Source organism: Paenibacillus pinihumi DSM 23905 = JCM 16419 (assembly GCF_000422505.1).
Lineage (GTDB): Bacteria > Bacillota > Bacilli > Paenibacillales > Paenibacillaceae > Paenibacillus_D > Paenibacillus_D pinihumi.
In genome coordinates, this window is sequence record NZ_AULX01000025.1 from 1 (window position 1) to 16,494 (window position 16,494).

Annotated in this window: 19 protein-coding genes, 1 tRNA gene and 1 pseudogene; 15 read left to right on the forward strand and 6 right to left on the reverse strand. The window is 49.2% G+C overall.

Annotated elements, in window-relative coordinates; genetic code table 11:
• The 11 genes and pseudogenes from H583_RS37155 to H583_RS32315 all read left to right on the forward strand — a co-directional run.
• Window positions 1-2,910 (forward strand): annotated as a pseudogene (locus tag H583_RS37155) (hypothetical protein); the annotation flags it as partial.
• Window positions 2,910-3,233, forward strand: coding sequence for a hypothetical protein (locus H583_RS0108305; protein ID WP_028560062.1), 324 nt, complete (start codon window positions 2,910-2,912; stop codon window positions 3,231-3,233). The pseudogene H583_RS37155 and the gene H583_RS0108305, both read left to right, overlap by 1 nt.
• On the forward strand, window positions 3,233-3,745 hold the full coding sequence (locus H583_RS35210; RefSeq protein WP_051236186.1) for a phage distal tail protein: 513 nt from the start codon (window positions 3,233-3,235) through the stop codon (window positions 3,743-3,745). Before H583_RS0108305 ends, H583_RS35210 begins: the two co-directional genes overlap by 1 nt.
• Before the next feature lie 18 nt (window positions 3,746-3,763).
• Window positions 3,764-5,680 (forward strand): phage tail spike protein, encoded by a 1,917-nt coding sequence (locus H583_RS0108315; protein WP_028560063.1) that lies wholly within the window; start codon window positions 3,764-3,766, stop codon window positions 5,678-5,680.
• Window positions 5,681-5,744: 64 nt separating this feature from the next.
• A complete protein-coding gene (locus H583_RS0108320) occupies window positions 5,745-6,278 on the forward strand; it encodes a hypothetical protein (RefSeq protein ID WP_028560064.1) in 534 nt (177 codons plus the stop codon).
• A gap of 73 nt (window positions 6,279-6,351) precedes the next feature.
• Entirely contained in the window at window positions 6,352-6,510 is a 159-nt protein-coding gene (locus H583_RS36565) for a hypothetical protein (protein ID WP_154665843.1), read from the forward strand.
• Entirely contained in the window at window positions 6,507-6,749 is a 243-nt protein-coding gene (locus H583_RS0108330; RefSeq protein ID WP_028560065.1) for a hypothetical protein, read from the forward strand. Before H583_RS36565 ends, H583_RS0108330 begins: the two co-directional genes overlap by 4 nt.
• 154 nt (window positions 6,750-6,903) lie before the next feature.
• Complete coding sequence (locus H583_RS0108335; RefSeq protein ID WP_028560066.1) at window positions 6,904-7,191, forward strand: hypothetical protein; 288 nt, start codon at window positions 6,904-6,906, stop codon at window positions 7,189-7,191.
• A 54-nt stretch (window positions 7,192-7,245) separates the two neighbouring features.
• Entirely contained in the window at window positions 7,246-7,437 is a 192-nt protein-coding gene (locus H583_RS0108340; RefSeq protein WP_028560067.1) for a hypothetical protein, read from the forward strand.
• Window positions 7,434-7,868 carry a phage holin family protein gene (locus H583_RS0108345; protein ID WP_342663517.1) on the forward strand — a complete coding sequence of 145 codons (435 nt, stop codon included), beginning with the start codon at window positions 7,434-7,436 and terminating at the stop codon, window positions 7,866-7,868. The genes H583_RS0108340 and H583_RS0108345 overlap by 4 nt, the downstream gene beginning before the upstream one ends.
• Window positions 7,868-8,569 carry an N-acetylmuramoyl-L-alanine amidase gene (locus H583_RS32315; protein WP_051236188.1) on the forward strand — a complete coding sequence of 234 codons (702 nt, stop codon included), beginning with the start codon at window positions 7,868-7,870 and terminating at the stop codon, window positions 8,567-8,569. Before H583_RS0108345 ends, H583_RS32315 begins: the two co-directional genes overlap by 1 nt.
• 57 nt (window positions 8,570-8,626) lie before the next feature.
• On the opposite strand, the gene H583_RS32320 is transcribed toward H583_RS32315, so the two are convergent.
• Together H583_RS32320 and H583_RS0108360 are read right to left on the reverse strand one after the other, a co-directional pair.
• Complete coding sequence (locus H583_RS32320; RefSeq protein ID WP_051236189.1) at window positions 8,627-9,676, reverse strand: tyrosine-type recombinase/integrase; 1,050 nt, start codon at window positions 9,674-9,676, stop codon at window positions 8,627-8,629.
• Between the two features lie 159 nt (window positions 9,677-9,835).
• Window positions 9,836-9,909: transfer RNA gene (locus H583_RS0108360), tRNA-Arg, on the reverse strand.
• Between the two features lie 363 nt (window positions 9,910-10,272).
• Between H583_RS0108360 and H583_RS0108365 the strand changes: the two genes are divergently transcribed.
• Window positions 10,273-10,458 carry an aspartyl-phosphate phosphatase Spo0E family protein gene (locus tag H583_RS0108365; protein ID WP_028560069.1) on the forward strand — a complete coding sequence of 62 codons (186 nt, stop codon included), beginning with the start codon at window positions 10,273-10,275 and terminating at the stop codon, window positions 10,456-10,458.
• Here the strand turns inward: H583_RS0108365 and tadA are convergent.
• Window positions 10,455-10,949, reverse strand: coding sequence for a tRNA adenosine(34) deaminase TadA (gene tadA, locus H583_RS0108370; protein WP_036708938.1), 495 nt, complete (start codon window positions 10,947-10,949; stop codon window positions 10,455-10,457). The two genes, H583_RS0108365 and tadA, sit on opposite strands and share 4 nt — an antisense overlap.
• 385 nt (window positions 10,950-11,334) lie before the next feature.
• Between tadA and rluF the strand changes: the two genes are divergently transcribed.
• Window positions 11,335-12,036 (forward strand): 23S rRNA pseudouridine(2604) synthase RluF, encoded by a 702-nt coding sequence (rluF, locus tag H583_RS0108375; RefSeq protein ID WP_028560071.1) that lies wholly within the window; start codon window positions 11,335-11,337, stop codon window positions 12,034-12,036.
• A gap of 207 nt (window positions 12,037-12,243) precedes the next feature.
• On the opposite strand, the gene motB is transcribed toward rluF, so the two are convergent.
• Together motB and motA are read right to left on the reverse strand one after the other, a co-directional pair.
• Window positions 12,244-13,053, reverse strand: coding sequence for a flagellar motor protein MotB (gene motB, locus H583_RS0108380; RefSeq protein WP_028560072.1), 810 nt, complete (start codon window positions 13,051-13,053; stop codon window positions 12,244-12,246).
• Window positions 13,046-13,837 (reverse strand): flagellar motor stator protein MotA, encoded by a 792-nt coding sequence (gene motA / locus H583_RS0108385; RefSeq protein WP_028560073.1) that lies wholly within the window; start codon window positions 13,835-13,837, stop codon window positions 13,046-13,048. The genes motB and motA overlap by 8 nt, the downstream gene beginning before the upstream one ends.
• A gap of 368 nt (window positions 13,838-14,205) precedes the next feature.
• On the opposite strand from motA, the gene H583_RS0108390 reads away from it, so the two are divergent.
• Window positions 14,206-14,499: a hypothetical protein gene (locus tag H583_RS0108390; RefSeq protein ID WP_028560074.1), complete on the forward strand. Its 294-nt coding sequence runs from the start codon at window positions 14,206-14,208 to the stop codon at window positions 14,497-14,499.
• Between the two features lie 79 nt (window positions 14,500-14,578).
• Here H583_RS0108390 and H583_RS0108395 read toward each other — a convergent pair whose 3' ends face one another.
• The gene (locus H583_RS0108395) at window positions 14,579-15,082 is read right to left on the reverse strand and encodes a GNAT family N-acetyltransferase (protein ID WP_051236191.1); all 504 of its coding nucleotides are present in this window, start codon (window positions 15,080-15,082) and stop codon (window positions 14,579-14,581) included.
• Between the two features lie 116 nt (window positions 15,083-15,198).
• Here H583_RS0108395 and H583_RS0108400 point away from each other — a divergent pair, with 116 nt between their 5' ends.
• On the forward strand, window positions 15,199-16,413 hold the full coding sequence (locus H583_RS0108400) for an MFS transporter (RefSeq protein ID WP_036708940.1): 1,215 nt from the start codon (window positions 15,199-15,201) through the stop codon (window positions 16,411-16,413).
• Window positions 16,414-16,494: the final 81 nt, after the last annotated feature.

Below are 16,494 nucleotides of genomic sequence, written 5' to 3' on the forward strand. Positions count from 1 at the left end.
AACAAGATAGAGACGGACCAACCCAGTCTGTTCGACGGTACGGTATATGGGCGGACGTTGGTTAACTGGGAGCCGGAAGGAAACTTCGAAAAAGACAGCAATAACGATGGTGTTGCGGATGGCTGGATATCAACGTTTGGAAGTGGAGGGCCAGGAATACCGTCCAGGACAAAAGGAAAATTTGGTGATTGGGCACAGAAGCTTATTTTTTCCACATCATCTAACCCCCGGATATATAAGAATCTTAATCTTGATTCAAGCAAAAGGTATTTAGTTACAGCATGGATCAAAGCTAAAGGGAATTCGACTCGTTTCAGGGTAGGAAATGGGTCGCACACTGCTGATACAACATTTGCTAACCTCGCAGTATCGGCGGCAGAAGATTTTGTGTTTTATAATGTTTTACTTCCTGCGAACACACCGAAGATTAACATTACCTTAATGATGCAGGATGCAGGATCAGCAGAAACTGATGAGTTCACCATTGATGGCGTTTTTGTCATCGATATCGGCTCGTCAGAAGTGTCTGAAATTCCGCTGCTTAGTAAAAACGAGTTGGAAATGAGGTACGGAAACTACATCGACGGTATGCAATCCGTCCGGGGAGCGCTGATCGAGCATCCGGGGCGTAACCTTGTTCCCCCTGCCACAAATGTCATAACACAAGCATCATCATCAACTGTTATTGCTTTAGGCACAAACTTAATTGAGTTGACCACGACGGCAGCACATGCCAATGCTTTTATAGTAGTCCCAGTAATTCCAAATCAGCAATATGCTGTGTCTGTTAATTTGGAGGGTGGAACAGATTTTGCTATTTACACTGATTCAAACACTCCTTCCTCCATTGTTGGATACGGAACTACACCAAAGACTTTCAATAGTGGCAACAATAATGCTGTACGCTTTTATATCAGGAATATTGCTGCCAGCACTCGTAGGTTTTCGGATATGATGATCGTCCTTGGCGGATTGGAAAAGCTTCCGCCGTCATTTGTTCCGCGGGAAGACCAGCGGATTATCATTGATGAGGTGCTGCGTAGCCTGCCGAATGGTATAAGGGATCAGGTGGGTATCCTTGATCGAACAGTTACACGGTTTGTCAAAAGCATTCCGCTTGATGCATCTTATACTTGGGCATTTGATACCTCCTACACGGGTTACAAGCGGATTCGGGTAGCGAATGGGAATTTTGGCGGAGTAAATGACACACATATAGCAGCGCGATTTGACGGGAAACCCATCCCTTATACATCAGTGTGGGACAGCGCAGACCAGATAAGGTTAATCAACGATTACATCTATTTGACAGTGGATAACGCTGTGAGTGGATGGATTGACAGCATTAACCCTAGCGGTAATGCTGTGAAAGCACTGCTCAATGGCTGGAGAGCTTCAACTAATAACGGTTCAACATATACCGGGTGGGTGTCTATTCTTGACGGCAGCGCACCGCCAGTTGGTACCGGACCAGAAACATATGTAATTGCAAATAAGGCTCCGGGCTGGACGAGTTACGGTACGTTGCAATACCAGCTCGCCAAGCCAGTAACCGACCCTGCGCGGATTGAGGGTGCAATCAGCCTGTATGCCGGGGTTAATGCGCTTGAGATGCGAGAGGCGGCCGTGCTGCGGGAAAAAGTTACACCTACGCAAAACCCAACAAACAAGGCGTGGTATATCAACGCTACTGGACAGCCGGGCATACCAAACTCCACCTTGTCTCACGGAGCGGAACGGATTTTGTCCGTTTACAAAAATGGTGATCCGAGCAAAGTGTGGAACGTTTCATCGGCTTCCACAACTAATGCAACTGGTCAGGTTGTTGCAGCGGATGACTTTAATTTTGACAAGTCCGCTGAATACACCGTCACCTATATAGCCCTTGACCGCTATGCCTATTCCGCAGCGGTGCAGGCGGCTACGGCTTTTTATGCTGGCAGCCTTGGGTCTGCGGTGTCAGCCAATACGCAGCAGATCGCGCGGGCAACGACTCGCATTAACGTACAGGAGTGGGTTGATACCGAAAATGGGGCGCACATCGATAATCTTCGGCTTGACTTGGATGCACACGTAGGCATAGGTGGTTCCACGCATCCGTTAGCCACAAAAGACGATGCCGGATTCCTGTCGCCAGCCCAATTCGAGAAATTGAACGGAATCCAAGCGGGCGCACAGGTAAACACAGTCACATCCGTTGCTGGACGTACCGGGGCGGTGGTGGTCGCGAAAGCCGACGTCGGATTAGGCAGCGTAGATAACAATCCGACCGCCACGCAGGCGGAAGCGGAGGCTGGAACAGCAGCTAACCGGTTTATGACGCCGCAACGGGTTAAGCAGGCAATTGACACGCGGTTGCTTAATAACGTGAGCTTCCGTCTTAATAGCGGACGTTTAGAATACAACGATGGAACGGGGTGGAAGAGCGTGGGCGATGTGGAATATACGCCGTATTCGGCGTTCCCTGAGATTACTTTGTCGGATATGTCGTGGCAGACACTCGTCAATATAACAGGCGAGGGCAACGTAGAGAGAGCGCTGTTAACCTCCAGTGCTGATTCTCCGTACGAATTTCGTATTACTATCGACGGGGTTGTCAGGCTTTACGTAAAGGGATCTGCGACAAAGAGGGCTATTGGTTTATCGGCTGTCAATTCGGGACTTACCCCTGTGACAGCGGAAGGCCCTCCTTTATTGATGGTTATGTCAGTCGGTGCTTATACGCTGTCTTCCGTTACCCCGACGTTTGACACGACCGGACCAGTAATGTGGGATTCGGCCGCCTTGCAGTGCGGAGTATGTTTTACCGCGGCTCCGATAAAATTCAAAACGTCATTAAAAATCGAAGTGCGGAAAATGAATTCCGACATTTACAAAGTTCGCGCAACTGTCTTTGGAGGTGTCAAGTGATGGAATACATCGTAAATAATAGCCAGGTGTATACCAAAAGGGTAACGGATGGCGGAACAGTCATTGTGACCTATCATGACGCGGAATACCATTTCCGCCTTACATCGGATGGCGGTACGGTCACCGCTCAGATTTACGATTACCTCGGAGAGCAGCAGGACACTGACGGAGTAGAGGTAACGTTTGATATTGACGGGAAGCAGCAAGTGGCTGAGACGGAGGGCGGGGCCGTGTCCATTGCAGTTCCATCTGATGCAAAAGTGATATCCGTATCTGCTCCGGGATATAGGGTGGATATGATTACGGTGGCAGGTGACGACTAATGCTCGGTCCATTTAACCGGCTGCCGCTCAATCGTGCGCCGGACATGACGTCAAGCGTATACGCGGGAGGAACGGTGGAGGTAGAGACGGAAGTATCCGGCAGCTTCCTCCGGGATATTGTTGGAGCCGGAACAGTATCCGTCGAAACCGAAGTCTGGGGCGAGTTCCTCCGGCAGATTGTTGGCGGCGGGCTGGCCGAGGTTGAGACGGAAGTATCCGGGTCCTTTATCCGGGAGTTTAAGGCTGGCGGGACGGTGGAGGTTGAAGTCGAGGTATGGGCGGACGCTTATCGCAACCGGGTCGAGCGAATCGAATTAACTGGTCCGTTCGCTCCAGGAGATAAGATTGTGATTGACTCGGCGCGCCTACGATCTACGAAAAACGGCGTATTCCTTAATTACGACGGGGATTTTCCGGTGTTATATCCGGGGCCTAACGATCTGACATATACGGATACAGCAACAGGTCGTACGTGGTCCGTAAGAGTAACGTATCGCGATCGGTTCATTTAACGTAAAGGAGGCGATACATTGTCAAAGTGGCGGTCGAAACTCGAACTTCACACGGCGGAGGGCCGGTCTATACTAGCGGCCGCGAAAGAGGTCGTCGTAACCGAAACCCTCAACGGAGAGTATTACGTTACCTTTACGTATCCCAAAGTCTTGGGCGATGTGGAGCGGTACGCCGGACTCACGGAGGGCAGCGAGGTCCGGTTCCCGCAGCATATCGAACGGGGCCAACGGTTCACGATTCGTAAAGTAGACGAATTCCGGCGAGGCCAACAGATGTACAAGACGGTCGAGGCGCATCATGTAGCGTTTAATCTCGGAAATTATTTTTACGATGACTATATCGATTTCGCCGCGGCGAAGGATATAACGGAGATGTTGGGGCTATTGGCCGCTGACACTCCGTTTTCTTTTGTGGTCGAAGGCACGTTCGCCAAGCAGGATATATTCGAATGGGGTGAGGCCCGGCGGATCGACTTATTGCAGAACCTACGGGAATTGTACGGGGCGGAGCTTTCTTTCGATAACTACGAAATTATGTTAACTTCCCGTAAAGGTAACAACTACGGGGCAGAAATCCGGTATCGGAAGAATAGCGCCGGGATCAAACGTAACTCGCATACGATGGAGCGGGTGACCCGTCTTTACGGCTACGGAAAGAACGGTTTGACCATCGAGGGGCTACCGGGCCGCTCCGTAAAGTATATCGACAGCAAATACTTCGATCCGGCCGCGCCGCTCGAAGGTAAAGTCGACTTTCCGGAAATCGACGATCAGGCCCGACTACTCGCCGAAATGCAGAAGTATTTGGCGACCGTCGAGCTTCCGAAAGTGTCCTACGAAGTGGAGTTTGTGCAACTCGAAAAGGTCGACGATGACTTTTACGAGGAGCGAATACGGGAAGTCGGCGACACGGTTACGGTAACTGACGAACCACTCGGCTACCGCTTCGACGCCCGCGTACATCAATACGTAAGGTATCCGTTTGAGCCGAAGCGGGCGCGTATCGTGCTGGCTAATTTCCGCGAGCTTACGACGGCCGATTATATCTTCCGGGCGACGGTCGGAAGTCGGAAGGCTATTGAGTACACGAGTCGTAATGCGATACTCAAAGGCGTGAAATATGACGATTCAATTACGGTGGCTGACGGATTCGGGATTACCGTGTCTGACGACTTTAACCGGAAGCGCGTGATTCTCGGACAATATGAGCCGGGGAAATACGGGCTGCTCGTATTAAACAAAGCCGGGACCCGTACAATATGGCTTGATGATTCAACTGGAAATGCCGTATTTGCCGGTACGTTGGAGGCTGCGGCAGGTACGTTCAGAGGCACGGTACAGGCGGGGAAAGTCATAGGTTCTGAGATCAACGGGAGTACGATCACTGGTACGACCATGTCCGCTAGTAATATTAACGGTACATTTATCACAGGCGGTAGCGTAATAGGCTCGCAGATAAGGACGGCCGGGTCATACCCGATGGTCGAGTTGAGTTCGACGGGTAACGTGTTTACGGCTGCGTCAAATGCAGGTAATCGTATACAAATTGATCCGAATTACGCCGGGACGCCGACGCTGGACTTCGTTAATAGCGGTGATATAGTCGGGAGAATCAATACGTTGACGGGTACCCTGGAGATTTATGGAAAGAACCAGTTGCGGCTAAATAGTATATACACAGAGATAGTGGGAAACGTGGAGATAAGTAGTTGGGGTAATCTTTTAAGTCGAGCGCAGGGGCATTCGCTGGCAACTGCCCTAGCAGCAAAATTGAATATCGGGGCTACCATGTCTAACGTAACCGCAGGCGGGCACAATCACGGTATTCCGGACGGTACTCGACTAGCTATATGCGATCCAGCCGGAAACGTAGTTGGGTACTTAACATGGTCTGCTTACGGAGGATTTACACACACGCACACACTGACCAACTGACAAAATCCGCCACTTTATGTATACTGATACGTAATAGTATAAAAGTCGAAAAGGAGTGGCGGAATTGAAAAAATACATCCTTGGTTTTGTTGTGGGCGCTTTAACGTTCTCTGGGATTTCTGCGGTATCTGCTGACGTGTTAAATCTCGTAGGTAAGAAAGTACAATCCGAGGCTAAGATTAAATTAAACAATGAAATCGTAGACACAGCTATAGTTATTGACGGTAAGAGCTACGGACCTCTGAGAAGCGTTTACGAAAAATCAGGATTTGACGTAAAATTCGAGAAAGGGGTAGTAAGTATCTCTAAGGCAGATGATGTTGTTGAAAATGCTGTAAGTTTAGAAGATATAGAAATGTTGCGGGGATCGTTGGAGAGGGCTAAGAAGTACCTCGAAGGTGATCGCTTTAAATTAGCCTACGCCGAAGAAATGTCCGCCGACCCAACGAAGGACGCTAAACTCTACGCGGGCGAGATCGAATTCTACCGTGAGAGACTCCCGAAAGCGGAAAAGGAAATCGCCAATTTGGAAGCGAAACTCGCCGAACTGGAAGAGGCTTACGCGAAGCAGCAGAACGAGAAAACAGAAAAGCACTAACGAAGTCACGGCCGTCTACATTACGTAGGCGGCCTTTTTAATTTACGAAATAAAAATATCGGAGGGGTTACGTATGAAAATCGGCAGAAACGAACTGGAGCAAATCGTTGTCACTCGTAAGGTGGACGGCGTGGACGAGGTAATCGCAATTATCTCGGATGATAACGAGTGGATCGTTAAGGACGGATACTCGATAGAGTTGATGCCAGTACCGGAGGGGGATTTCGAATGACAAACGGCAATGCCCGCAATTACTCTGTAGGATTCGTAGATTACACGATTAAGCAGGAGAGTTTGTATACCGGTAAACTTACGGTCACGTTCGGATTTGAGATGGAAAATCACGACCTTGACGTATTTACTCCGGAAAAATACGCGGACTTCATGGCGAAGCTGGCCGATGTCATCCGCGAATATAACGGAGAAAGCGTTCCTTACGCGATTCTACGAAATTCAGACGGGGTTTTGTGATCGTGGAGAAGGTAGCGGACATATTACGTCATGTGATCGACCTCACTCCCGGCCAGTTCTTCGTAAAGTATGGATGGATCGGGCTATTGGCTGCGGCGGTATACGTGGCAATCTTAAAGTTCCGGAAGTAATCAAACAAACGGAGGGAATACGTATGCACACTAATAACGAAACAATCGGATTGATTAACTGGAAAAGCGGAGTTCTGGAAGACAAGGCGCTCGTGTCGTTCTCTGGTTACGAGATTATCCAAAAAGGAACGGACGTTGCGCAGATGACAATTACGTTCGACTTTAACGCCTTGGCTCCAGAATTGCCTGCGAGCTTCCCTGCGGAAAAATATGCGGAGTTCCTTCGGGACATAGCGCAAGTAGTTCGAGCATGGTCCGGTTATGGCTCCGTCAGCGAGGACGGTTTCGTCTTGACTGGGAAAGTTCGCTAAACTGATTCGGAAAGTTTGCTTGAATTTTTAATCTATAATTTAGGAGGTTTTTATATGGCGCAAATCACGCATAAACTCGAAATCCTCGTCAATGCAGGCGAGCCGGTTTCCGAAATTAAGAACGTAATCAACGGGTTCCTCCAGCTTCATCCAGGCCGGGAATCCGAAATCCTATCCGAACTGAAAGCGGAGATAGACGCGGCCCTAGCGGTATTCTCTTCGGAAAGCGAGGTGCCCGCCGAATGATGAATTTTCTTACGGTAAATCCCGGAACGGGCGTAGCGGCTGGCGGAATCGGCGCGGTAATCGGATTCGCATTCGGCGGCTGGTCGGAGGCACTTACGTTTCTATTAATCGCGATGGCCGTCGATATCATATCCGGCGTGACGGCTTCGCTTAAGGAGGGCCGGGGGCTTAACTCGGCGGTGGCCTCCGTGGGCCTCGCGAAAAAGGGACTCATGCTGCTCGTAATTATCCTAGCGCACCGGATCGACGTGCTACTGGAGCTTAACGCTGTGGTCATTGCGGCCGCGGCGTATTTTTATATCGCGAACGAACTCGTAAGTATAACCGAGAACATTGGGCGGGCGGGCCTCGCGCTGCCGGATAAAATTACGGATATTATCGAGGTGCTGAAACGGAAGGGCGATACAACCCCGAAGGGAGACGATAAATAATGGCATACGCATACGTAACGAATCATATTCCGAAGTCGACTCCGGCAAATAGGCGGCCTGGTCTCGTAATGCATTCGAATACCATTACGATTCACAACACGGGAAATGCCTCGTCTACGGCCGCGAACGAACGGGCATGGCTGACCAATCCCGCGAATAATCGGACGGCCTCGTACCACATCGTGGTCGATGAACGGGAGGCCATCGAGTGTTTGCCGTTAAACGAGGCGGCCTGGCATGCGGGCGATGGTAGCGGGGCCAGATCGGGTAACCGGACCAGCATTGGCATTGAAATCTGCGAGTCCGGTAATTACGCGAAGACCCTGGATAACGCGGCCGAACTCGTGGCCCGGCTGCTCAAGGAACGGGGATGGGGTATATCGCAGTTACGCCGACATTTCGACTGGTCCGGCAAAGTATGTCCGCGGCTCATGTATGATGGCGGGAAATGGACGGGGTGGGCAGCGTTTAAGGCGGCGGTCGAAGCGAAAATGAAACCGAAGGAGGAACCGAAAGTGAATGAGAAGCCCGAAAAAGCCGACAGGCTCGAAGCCATCGTAAAAGTAAACGGGAAAGAGCTGTCCGAAAAAGGTTACGTGGAAAAAGGCATAACGTACGTACCGGTCCGGGCAGTAGCCGAAGCATTGGGCGCGAAGGTGAAGTGGGATGGCGCGGCCAAATCGGTGGAGATTACGAGGTAAACTTGACTAAACGGGAAATCCCGCTTTGCCTACGAGGGCCTGGCGGGATTTCGTATTTTAATCCCAATCGGACTTTTTACGTTTTATCCGAGCTGCTCGTTGAACAGGGGAGAATTTAGTGTGTTGATCACGTATATTATCTTGATTCATCCTAACATACCGCTGCGTTGTCTCAATCCTGGAGTGTGCCACGATTTTACGTAAGGTGAACGGGTCGCCACCGTTCAATAGGTATGATGTGCAGAAGTAACTACGGAACTGGTGTGGGAATACGATCCCAGGGTCCACCCCTGCGATTTTGGCGTATTTCTTAAGTCTTTTACGGAAATTATCCGCCTTTAGAGGTTCGCCGTAGTTTGATACGAATATATAAGCGGTGTCAAAGTATTGTTTTGTCTCATTGATTAGATTAACTAAGTTCCGTATGGTATCCGCGGACAAGGGGACCCACCTTGGCTTGCGGTTCTTATTCATCGATGCGGGTAAGTATATACATCGGCCTTTCACGTCTAAGTACTCAGTCATTAATAGTAATAGCTCGTGAATACGAAAACCACCGTCTCCTAAAGTCATCATAAGTACTTTATCTCGATAACCGGCGTAAGTTTCCTCGTCTGGAGCTTTTAATAATTGTAGGAAATTATCGTCAGTGTAGGTTGCCTTCTCTACCTCATCCTTCTTTGGCATCTTAATTCCTGACATTGGATTTGGTTCTAGGTAATTGTTAGCTGCCAGCCAGTTAAAAAGGGTTCGGAGAGTACTTAAGCGGCTAATCAATGTTTGTGTAGATAAGGTTTCCTCTGTTTTCTTACGGTCCTTAACCTCACTGTACTTTTTCTTCGTAGACATATAGTTAATATACTTCCGTATTCTTTCCGGGGTTAATTCACTGGCAAGCATGTCCTCCCTCAGCCATTCCGTAAAGTATCCCCAATTGATTACATAATCCTCTAATGTTCGATCTCGTACCCTCTCAGCTTTCTTAGCTTCGTAGAAAATGGAAAATACTTCGGATAAAGTGTAGTCAATTTTCCGCCCGGCCGCGCTCCCTGCCCGGCTTTTTCCCCTTACGATAGATCGACCTTTACGCGGGTCATATCCGCTCAAAACAAAAACCCCCCTACGAACAAATTCGTGGGAATCTCGCCAAAATGATGTATTACGTTTCCGGGAATTTATGCCCCGAAACCGTTGGTCTATCCGTACACTCAACGAAAGGCCTAGCGACTCATAAACGTTGATTTGACGGGCTTTATTTGCAAAAAGCGGCCACGAGATGACTCGAACATCCGACCTAACGTTTAGGAAACGTTTGCTCTATCCAACTGAGCTACGTGGCCACGACACATATAGTATAACATAAAGCGTATTTAAGAGCTAAAATTATTTCATAATCCATTATGGGATAAAAAAATGAAATTGTTTAGAAAACACGAATAAAATAGGTAAATATGCCCTATATACAGTGTCTGGCGGCACATGAATTTGATGTCTATATATAACATTTAAGTTCAATTACGACAACTACATGAATACCTAAATATGTACTTGAAAAAAGTTGAAAAATATCGAATAATGTCGAGAAGTGGTTGAATTTAGTTGTAATTTGTCGACATAAATTTACAAAATATTTATGTTATTAAAGATATAATAGATAGATTAACAAAGTATTTCGTACTGAAGCGACCTTATGGGGGCTTAAAATGGATAAAATATTGTTATATTTGGAGCTGCAAAAGCTCCGCCGCAGGCTTCATGAGATTGCCGAGGCCCGCGGAAGTCTGACAGACCCTGAGGTGCTTGCCATCAGTGAGGAAGCCGACGAGGTCATTGTCGCCTTGCAGAGAATGAAGAAGAATGAGAATCGCCTGAAGCCGGAGCAGAATTAATCCGGGCTTGGAGACGGCTGCTTTTTCTGGCGCAACCGGCGAAAGAATTGTGTAAGCAGCGATGCGCATTCCTCCTGTAGTACACCTTCCACGACCTCGGCTTCATGATTGAAGCGCGGCTCGCGAAGCAAATTCATTAAGGTCCCCGCACACCCTGCCTTAGGGTCCGGTGTTCCATATACAACCCGGTCTATCCGAGATTGCACGATCGCCCCTGCACACATAGGACAAGGCTCCAGCGTTACATACAGCGTGCAGTCAAGCAGCCGCCACGCATTCAGCTGCTTGCTGGCCTCCGTGATCGCCTCCATTTCTGCGTGAGAGGTGGGATTACAGGTTGTTTCCCGCAAATTATGGCCCCGCCCAATAATCTCGCCATTTCTGACAATTACCGCTCCGATCGGAACTTCCTGAATCGCCTCCGCTTTGCGGGCTTCATTGATTGCCTCTCTCATCCACTTTATATCCTCTGATTCCGTATTATCAATCATGATCTCAACAACTCCTTGCAACTTATATCTGCTTATAAACGAGTGAATAGCGGGTCAATTTCTTATGTTGAATTTCGTTCGACTTGTGCTACGAACAAATATTCTTGTTAACAGCTTGTGGGCATTTATGTGGATAACTAAGAAATCATGCACAGCATTGTTCACATATCAACAACTTTTCTGTGGAAAAGTTGAATAAAATGTGGATAACTAGGTTGATTTGTTTGTTTTATCTGAATTTTTAGATGTTATAGGCGCAATTATGGTATGATCCAAGATATAGCCTGCTATCCATCATACTACGGAAATCTATACAAGGATAGCATCGAAACATCAGCCATTGAGCTTCCGTTAAGGAAGAGGCAGCCAAAGGGGCCATGTAAGAATGAGAATTAACAAGTTTATTAGTGAAACCGGCTTTTGCTCGCGCCGTGAGGCAGACAAGCTAGTCGAGAGTGGCAGAGTCACGATTAACGGTGTCCAAGCAGAACTGGGAAGCCAAGCGGATCATACAGATGATGTGCGGGTGGACGGCAAGCAGATTGGCGAACACAAAAAGCATGTGTACATTGCTCTGAACAAGCCTGTAGGGATTACAAGCACGACAGAATCGCATATAAAGGAAAATATCGTCGATTTTGTAAGGCATAAGGAGCGGATTTTCCCTATCGGGCGGCTGGATAAAGACTCGGAAGGGCTGATTATCCTGACCAATGACGGGGATATCGTCAATCGCATTTTGCGGGCCGAGGGCAAGCATGACAAGGAATATATTGTGACAGTTGATAAGCCTGTAACTCCCGCTTTTGTCAAAGCGATGAGCGAGGGCGTTAAAATATTGGGCAGCATGACGCTGCCATGCCAGGTAACCCGCATGTCTGAGCGGACCTTCCGAATCGTTCTAAATGAAGGAAAAAACCGGCAAATCCGGCGAATGTGCTCATCGTTTGGCTATCAGGTGCGGAAGTTGAAGCGGGTGCGGATTATGAATATTGAACTGGGACAGCTCCCGACAGGCCAATGGCGTGATTTAACGGCAAATGAACTTGACGTTATGTTTCAAACGCTGCAGTATCGTCCGCAATAAGCAACCAGCTGTATGTTGGCCTATAACCAGCAGCAAAAGAACACCCCCGAAGTCCTTGCTGGCTTCGGGGGTGTTCGGCGTTTTGAAACAGGATAAAACTAGAAGACAGGTTAAACTTGAGAGGTGGATATTCTAACAACGGGCAAAAAAAAGCAGCCGTTGATTGGGTATAACGACTGCTCATAAGTTATGCACATGTTAATAACTTTACGGGTTCTGAACGGAGATATTGTCCGCATTATCCACATTGACATAATTCCGCATGATCGATACTTCAACCCGGCGGTTCTTCGCGCGGCCTTCCGCTGTAGCATTGGTATCGACCGGCTGGTACTCGCCATATGCGATGCCGCTGAACCGCTGACGGTCGATATTCGGATTCACAAGTAATATATTCATGAACCGGATAGCGCGCTTGGAGCTGAGCTCCCAGTTAGACTCAAATTCTGTATTGGAGATGGGTTGATTATCCGTATGTCCGGCAACAATGATATTATAATCGGGATATTGCTGGAGCATATTGGCGATCGCTACTGCAAGCTTGCGTGATTCAGGCTTGACCGCCGCACTGCCTGACGAGAACAGTGCATTGTCGCTAATGGTAATCATCAGTTGTGTCTGATTCAGCTTCGTCTCCAGATCGGTGGTCAGGCCGTTCTTATCGATGTACTGGTCGAGCTGCTTTTTCAGCTGTTCCAGGTCTTCCTGCTCCTTCTTGACCAACTGCTCACGGGTCATATCCTTCTGGCTGCCGTCCTTCATGTTCCGGGTCTTGTTCTGGTTGGTCATCTGCTGGCCGGTCGTAATCATGGAAGAGCCTTCCATAACGCCATTGCCGTTATTAAAAGCGATACTGAAGGCCTGGCTCATTTCTTCGAATTTTTTGGCATCTGTGGAGCTTGCGGCATAGAGTACGATAAACAGTGCAAGCAGCAATGTCATCAAGTCCGAATACGGAATCAGCCAAGACTCGTCCATATGCTCATCATGATCATGATGCTTGCGTTTTTTACTCAACCGACCCACCTTCCTTCTCAGCCAGCTTCGCCCGCTCAGTAGGTGTGAGGTATACAGATAACTTTTGGTTGATTGCAATCGTCGAAACGCCGGATTGAATGGAGAGCAGACCTTCAACCATCATGAGTTTGATCTCCATTTCGCGCTTGGACAGACGCTTAAGCTTATTGGCAATTGGGTGCCAGAGTACATATCCTGTAAAAATACCAAGCAGTGTGGCCACGAACGCCGCTGCGATCGCCTGTGCCAGCTTGTTCATATCGGACAGTTCGCCCAAGGCTGCAATCAGACCGATAACCGCTCCGAGTACCCCGAGTGTAGGTGCATAGGTTCCAGCCTGGGTGAAGATGAGTGCGCCGGCTTTGTGCCGCTCTTCAGTTGCCGAGATATCTTCCAGCAGCACATCCCGCACGAAATCCTGGTCGTTGCCGTCGATGATCATCCGCATGCCGGTCTTCAGGAAAGGATCTGTGATCTCTTCAACCTTGGTCTCCAGAGCCAGCAGACCTTCACGGCGAGTGATTGTTGCCCATTCCATAAACAGGCGGATCAGTTCATTGCGGGAAATCAGCTGCGGGTTGACGAAAATCATTTTGATCAGCGTAGGGAACTTGGCAATCTCGGACATTGGAAATCCGATAAACAGGGAGGCCGCTGTCCCGACAATAATGATGGTGAATGCGGCAGGGTTGACCAGGCTTGCAAGCGGTGCGTGCTTGAGAAGCATACCGAGCAAAACAGCAACCAGTCCGAGTATAATACCTATAACCGTTGATTTTTCCATGTGACACCCCGTCTAAATAATTAGGTATAAGCCAAGAGCAGCACAATGAGTTAAAATAGAGGCAGGAAGCCAGTAAAAACTCCGGCTCATGCTGTCCTGGCTAAAAGATCCGACCCTTCCCTGGGGAAGGATACTATGTACTTCATTACATGACAACGTGCAGCTTCTGCTGCGTGTGAAACTATGGCGACACTCTGATATATTTATATATCGACAAATCTCGCGATTACATTAGAGTAAAATGTAGAGCAAATGCGAATGAAAGCGAAAAATAAGGCGTCATTCTGCAGAATATTCCTTTCTATTTTTTTATAAGAGGCAGCTGAACTACCAGTATGAATCCTAAATTTGAGGAAAGAGGTATGGATATGGGTGTACGGCATGGACGTGAATACCAGGAGATTTTGAGTGATTTGACAGAGGCGCTGGGGGCCATCAACAACAGCTATGAATTTTTTGAAATGACGAATGAGGAATGGGCGGAGCTGGGTACACCGGAGCGCGGCGAGGTCATTGAAGCGTTGGCGGATGATGTGTTTTATGGACTTGGCGTGGATCCTGTTATTACGGTAGGGGAAGGCACGGTCACCTATCATCCGAAGTTTCATATTATTGAAGTCGCCGTAGACGGCAAGGAAATTCGGATTGTTCGTTTGACCTAAGCTTTAGGGCTTGTCAGGGAAAAACCAATGCTGCTGTTTCGTCCCTGTGAGGGGTGTGCAGCGGCATTGGTTTTTGATATTATTCCCCGTCGTTCAGCACCATGCAGTGTATGTCCTGCCATTCTGAACCAACCTTGAGCGGATACGTATCTGTAATGTGGAACCCGGCTTTTTCGTACGCTTTAATAGCACGCACATTCCATGCCGGCACTTCCAAATCAATTTCTTGACCGGGAGCGCGGCGGCGGGCTTCGAGCGCAAGCCTATGTATTAATGAAGCGCCCAGTCCCAAGCCGCAGAGATCAGGACGCAGTCCGATCCCAAGCCGCAGCACACCAGATAGCGGAAATAGCTGGGCAAAACCGCACAGAATATGATGTTGATCTACAATAGCCAGATATTGCCCGTCCCGTACGACGGGATCGCCAAGGTCCATTTCAGCAGCTTCCTGATGCGCCCAGGATGCCCGTTCGAAAACATCGTAGGGAGGAGGATAGCGCCAGGAACAGATTTCTTGGGCGTGGGCTTTGGTTAAAGAATGAAATTCCAGTTGTTCTCTCCGGAATGGGTGTTGGTGTCCCATCTGATACCTCCTTGATGTATCCCAAATTAATTATACCAAACCAGGGCTGCCATGCTATCATAGGTAAGTGTTGCGGGTTACATATATTTTTCCAAGATTTTAAAAGGAGTTGCATCATGAGGAAGCTTATCTGGATGGGCTGCCTGTCCTATTTGGTCATTGGCATGGCACATGTAGTGGCAGGTGCCATTTTGGAGCCGCTGATCGCCAGCTACGGGCTGGATTACCGGTCAGGCGGACAGTTTATTATGAACCAATTTCTCGGATTTCTCGGTGGGGTGCTGATTACGCCGTGGCTGTCCGGGAGAATTGGACGGCGGAATACTCTGCTGGTTGCGCTCGGAAGTCTGACGCTGGCAGAAGGGCTGTACAGTTTGTTCCTCCCATGGGGCTGGATGCTGACCATTGCGCCGGTCGCCGGCCTTGGCTTTGGAATGACGGAGGCGATCATCGGGGTGATGATCATTGAATATGTGGAGGAGAAGAAGGCCACTGCCATGACCTTCATTGAGACGTTCTTCGGTGTAGGCGCGCTGGTGATGCCGGTGATTGCCGCATTGCTGATAAAGAACAGCAATTGGGAGCTGTCGTTCCCGATTGTGGCGGCAATGTCTGCGATCACGATGCTGCTCTGGCTAACGATGTCCTTTGGCCGTGTCGACGAACTGATGGCACGCAAACCACAGGCGAAGCAGGGGGAGGCCAAGCAGCCGCCCCGGGTTCGCTATCCTGCGGGAAGCATGCCGATTCTCATACTCGGGGTACTGTTCTTCATGCTGTATGTAGGGATGGAGATGAGCTTCTCCAATTATCTGCCTTCCATTATGATCGAGCGGCTGGGACTTAACGAAGCGGAAGCCGCATCAACGATCAGCATGTTTTGGGGGCTGATGGTTGTAGGGCGTCTCTTTGCCGGAAGAGTGGCGGACCGAAGCGGGTATGCAAGGTTTCTGGTCACAACAACAGGAATGGGCATGCTGTGCCTGATTACGCTTAGCCTTGTCTGGCAGGCCAGCCTTAGCCTCATCATTATCGGCTTAAGCGGTCTCGTATGGGCCGGCGTGTTCGCTATCGGCCTTGTCTACGTGAACCATCTGCTGCCCGGCTATACGGAACGCACAACAAGTCTGCTGGTCGCCTTCGGCGGACTGGGCGGAGCCTTGTTCCCGAAGCTGACAGGCTGGCTGATGGACCGCTATAATGCAAGCTGGACACTCGCAATGCTGGCTGCGATGACCGTCGTCATGCTGATCATTATGATTGTGCTGGCGGTGTTGGACCGGGCAAGGCTGAATGGGGACAAAGCTCGGACATTAACGGCGGGAAAATAGAAGCGCCAATGCCTGATAGCTTTCAGTTGCAGCCTCTAAAGCGGCAACTAAGCCTATTGGACTGCCGGGTATGGTCATGAG

Excerpts from the sequence above, each read along its gene's own strand:
- H583_RS0108305 (WP_028560062.1), top strand. The coding sequence starts at position 2,910 with ATGGAATACATCGTAAATAATAGCCAGGTGTATACCAAAAGGGTAACG.
- H583_RS35210 (WP_051236186.1), top strand. The coding sequence starts at position 3,233 with ATGCTCGGTCCATTTAACCGGCTGCCGCTCAATCGTGCGCCGGACATG.
- H583_RS36565 (WP_154665843.1), top strand. The coding sequence starts at position 6,352 with ATGAAAATCGGCAGAAACGAACTGGAGCAAATCGTTGTCACTCGTAAG.
- H583_RS0108330 (WP_028560065.1), top strand. The coding sequence starts at position 6,507 with ATGACAAACGGCAATGCCCGCAATTACTCTGTAGGATTCGTAGATTAC.
- H583_RS0108335 (WP_028560066.1), top strand. The coding sequence starts at position 6,904 with ATGCACACTAATAACGAAACAATCGGATTGATTAACTGGAAAAGCGGA.
- H583_RS0108340 (WP_028560067.1), top strand. The coding sequence starts at position 7,246 with ATGGCGCAAATCACGCATAAACTCGAAATCCTCGTCAATGCAGGCGAG.
- H583_RS0108345 (WP_342663517.1), top strand. The coding sequence starts at position 7,434 with ATGATGAATTTTCTTACGGTAAATCCCGGAACGGGCGTAGCGGCTGGC.
- H583_RS32315 (WP_051236188.1), top strand. The coding sequence starts at position 7,868 with ATGGCATACGCATACGTAACGAATCATATTCCGAAGTCGACTCCGGCA.
- H583_RS0108365 (WP_028560069.1), top strand. The coding sequence starts at position 10,273 with ATGGATAAAATATTGTTATATTTGGAGCTGCAAAAGCTCCGCCGCAGG.
- tadA (WP_036708938.1), bottom strand. The coding sequence starts at position 10,949 with ATGATTGATAATACGGAATCAGAGGATATAAAGTGGATGAGAGAGGCA.
- rluF (WP_028560071.1), top strand. The coding sequence starts at position 11,335 with ATGAGAATTAACAAGTTTATTAGTGAAACCGGCTTTTGCTCGCGCCGT.
- motA (WP_028560073.1), bottom strand. The coding sequence starts at position 13,837 with ATGGAAAAATCAACGGTTATAGGTATTATACTCGGACTGGTTGCTGTT.
- H583_RS0108390 (WP_028560074.1), top strand. The coding sequence starts at position 14,206 with ATGGGTGTACGGCATGGACGTGAATACCAGGAGATTTTGAGTGATTTG.
- H583_RS0108395 (WP_051236191.1), bottom strand. The coding sequence starts at position 15,082 with ATGGGACACCAACACCCATTCCGGAGAGAACAACTGGAATTTCATTCT.
- H583_RS0108400 (WP_036708940.1), top strand. The coding sequence starts at position 15,199 with ATGAGGAAGCTTATCTGGATGGGCTGCCTGTCCTATTTGGTCATTGGC.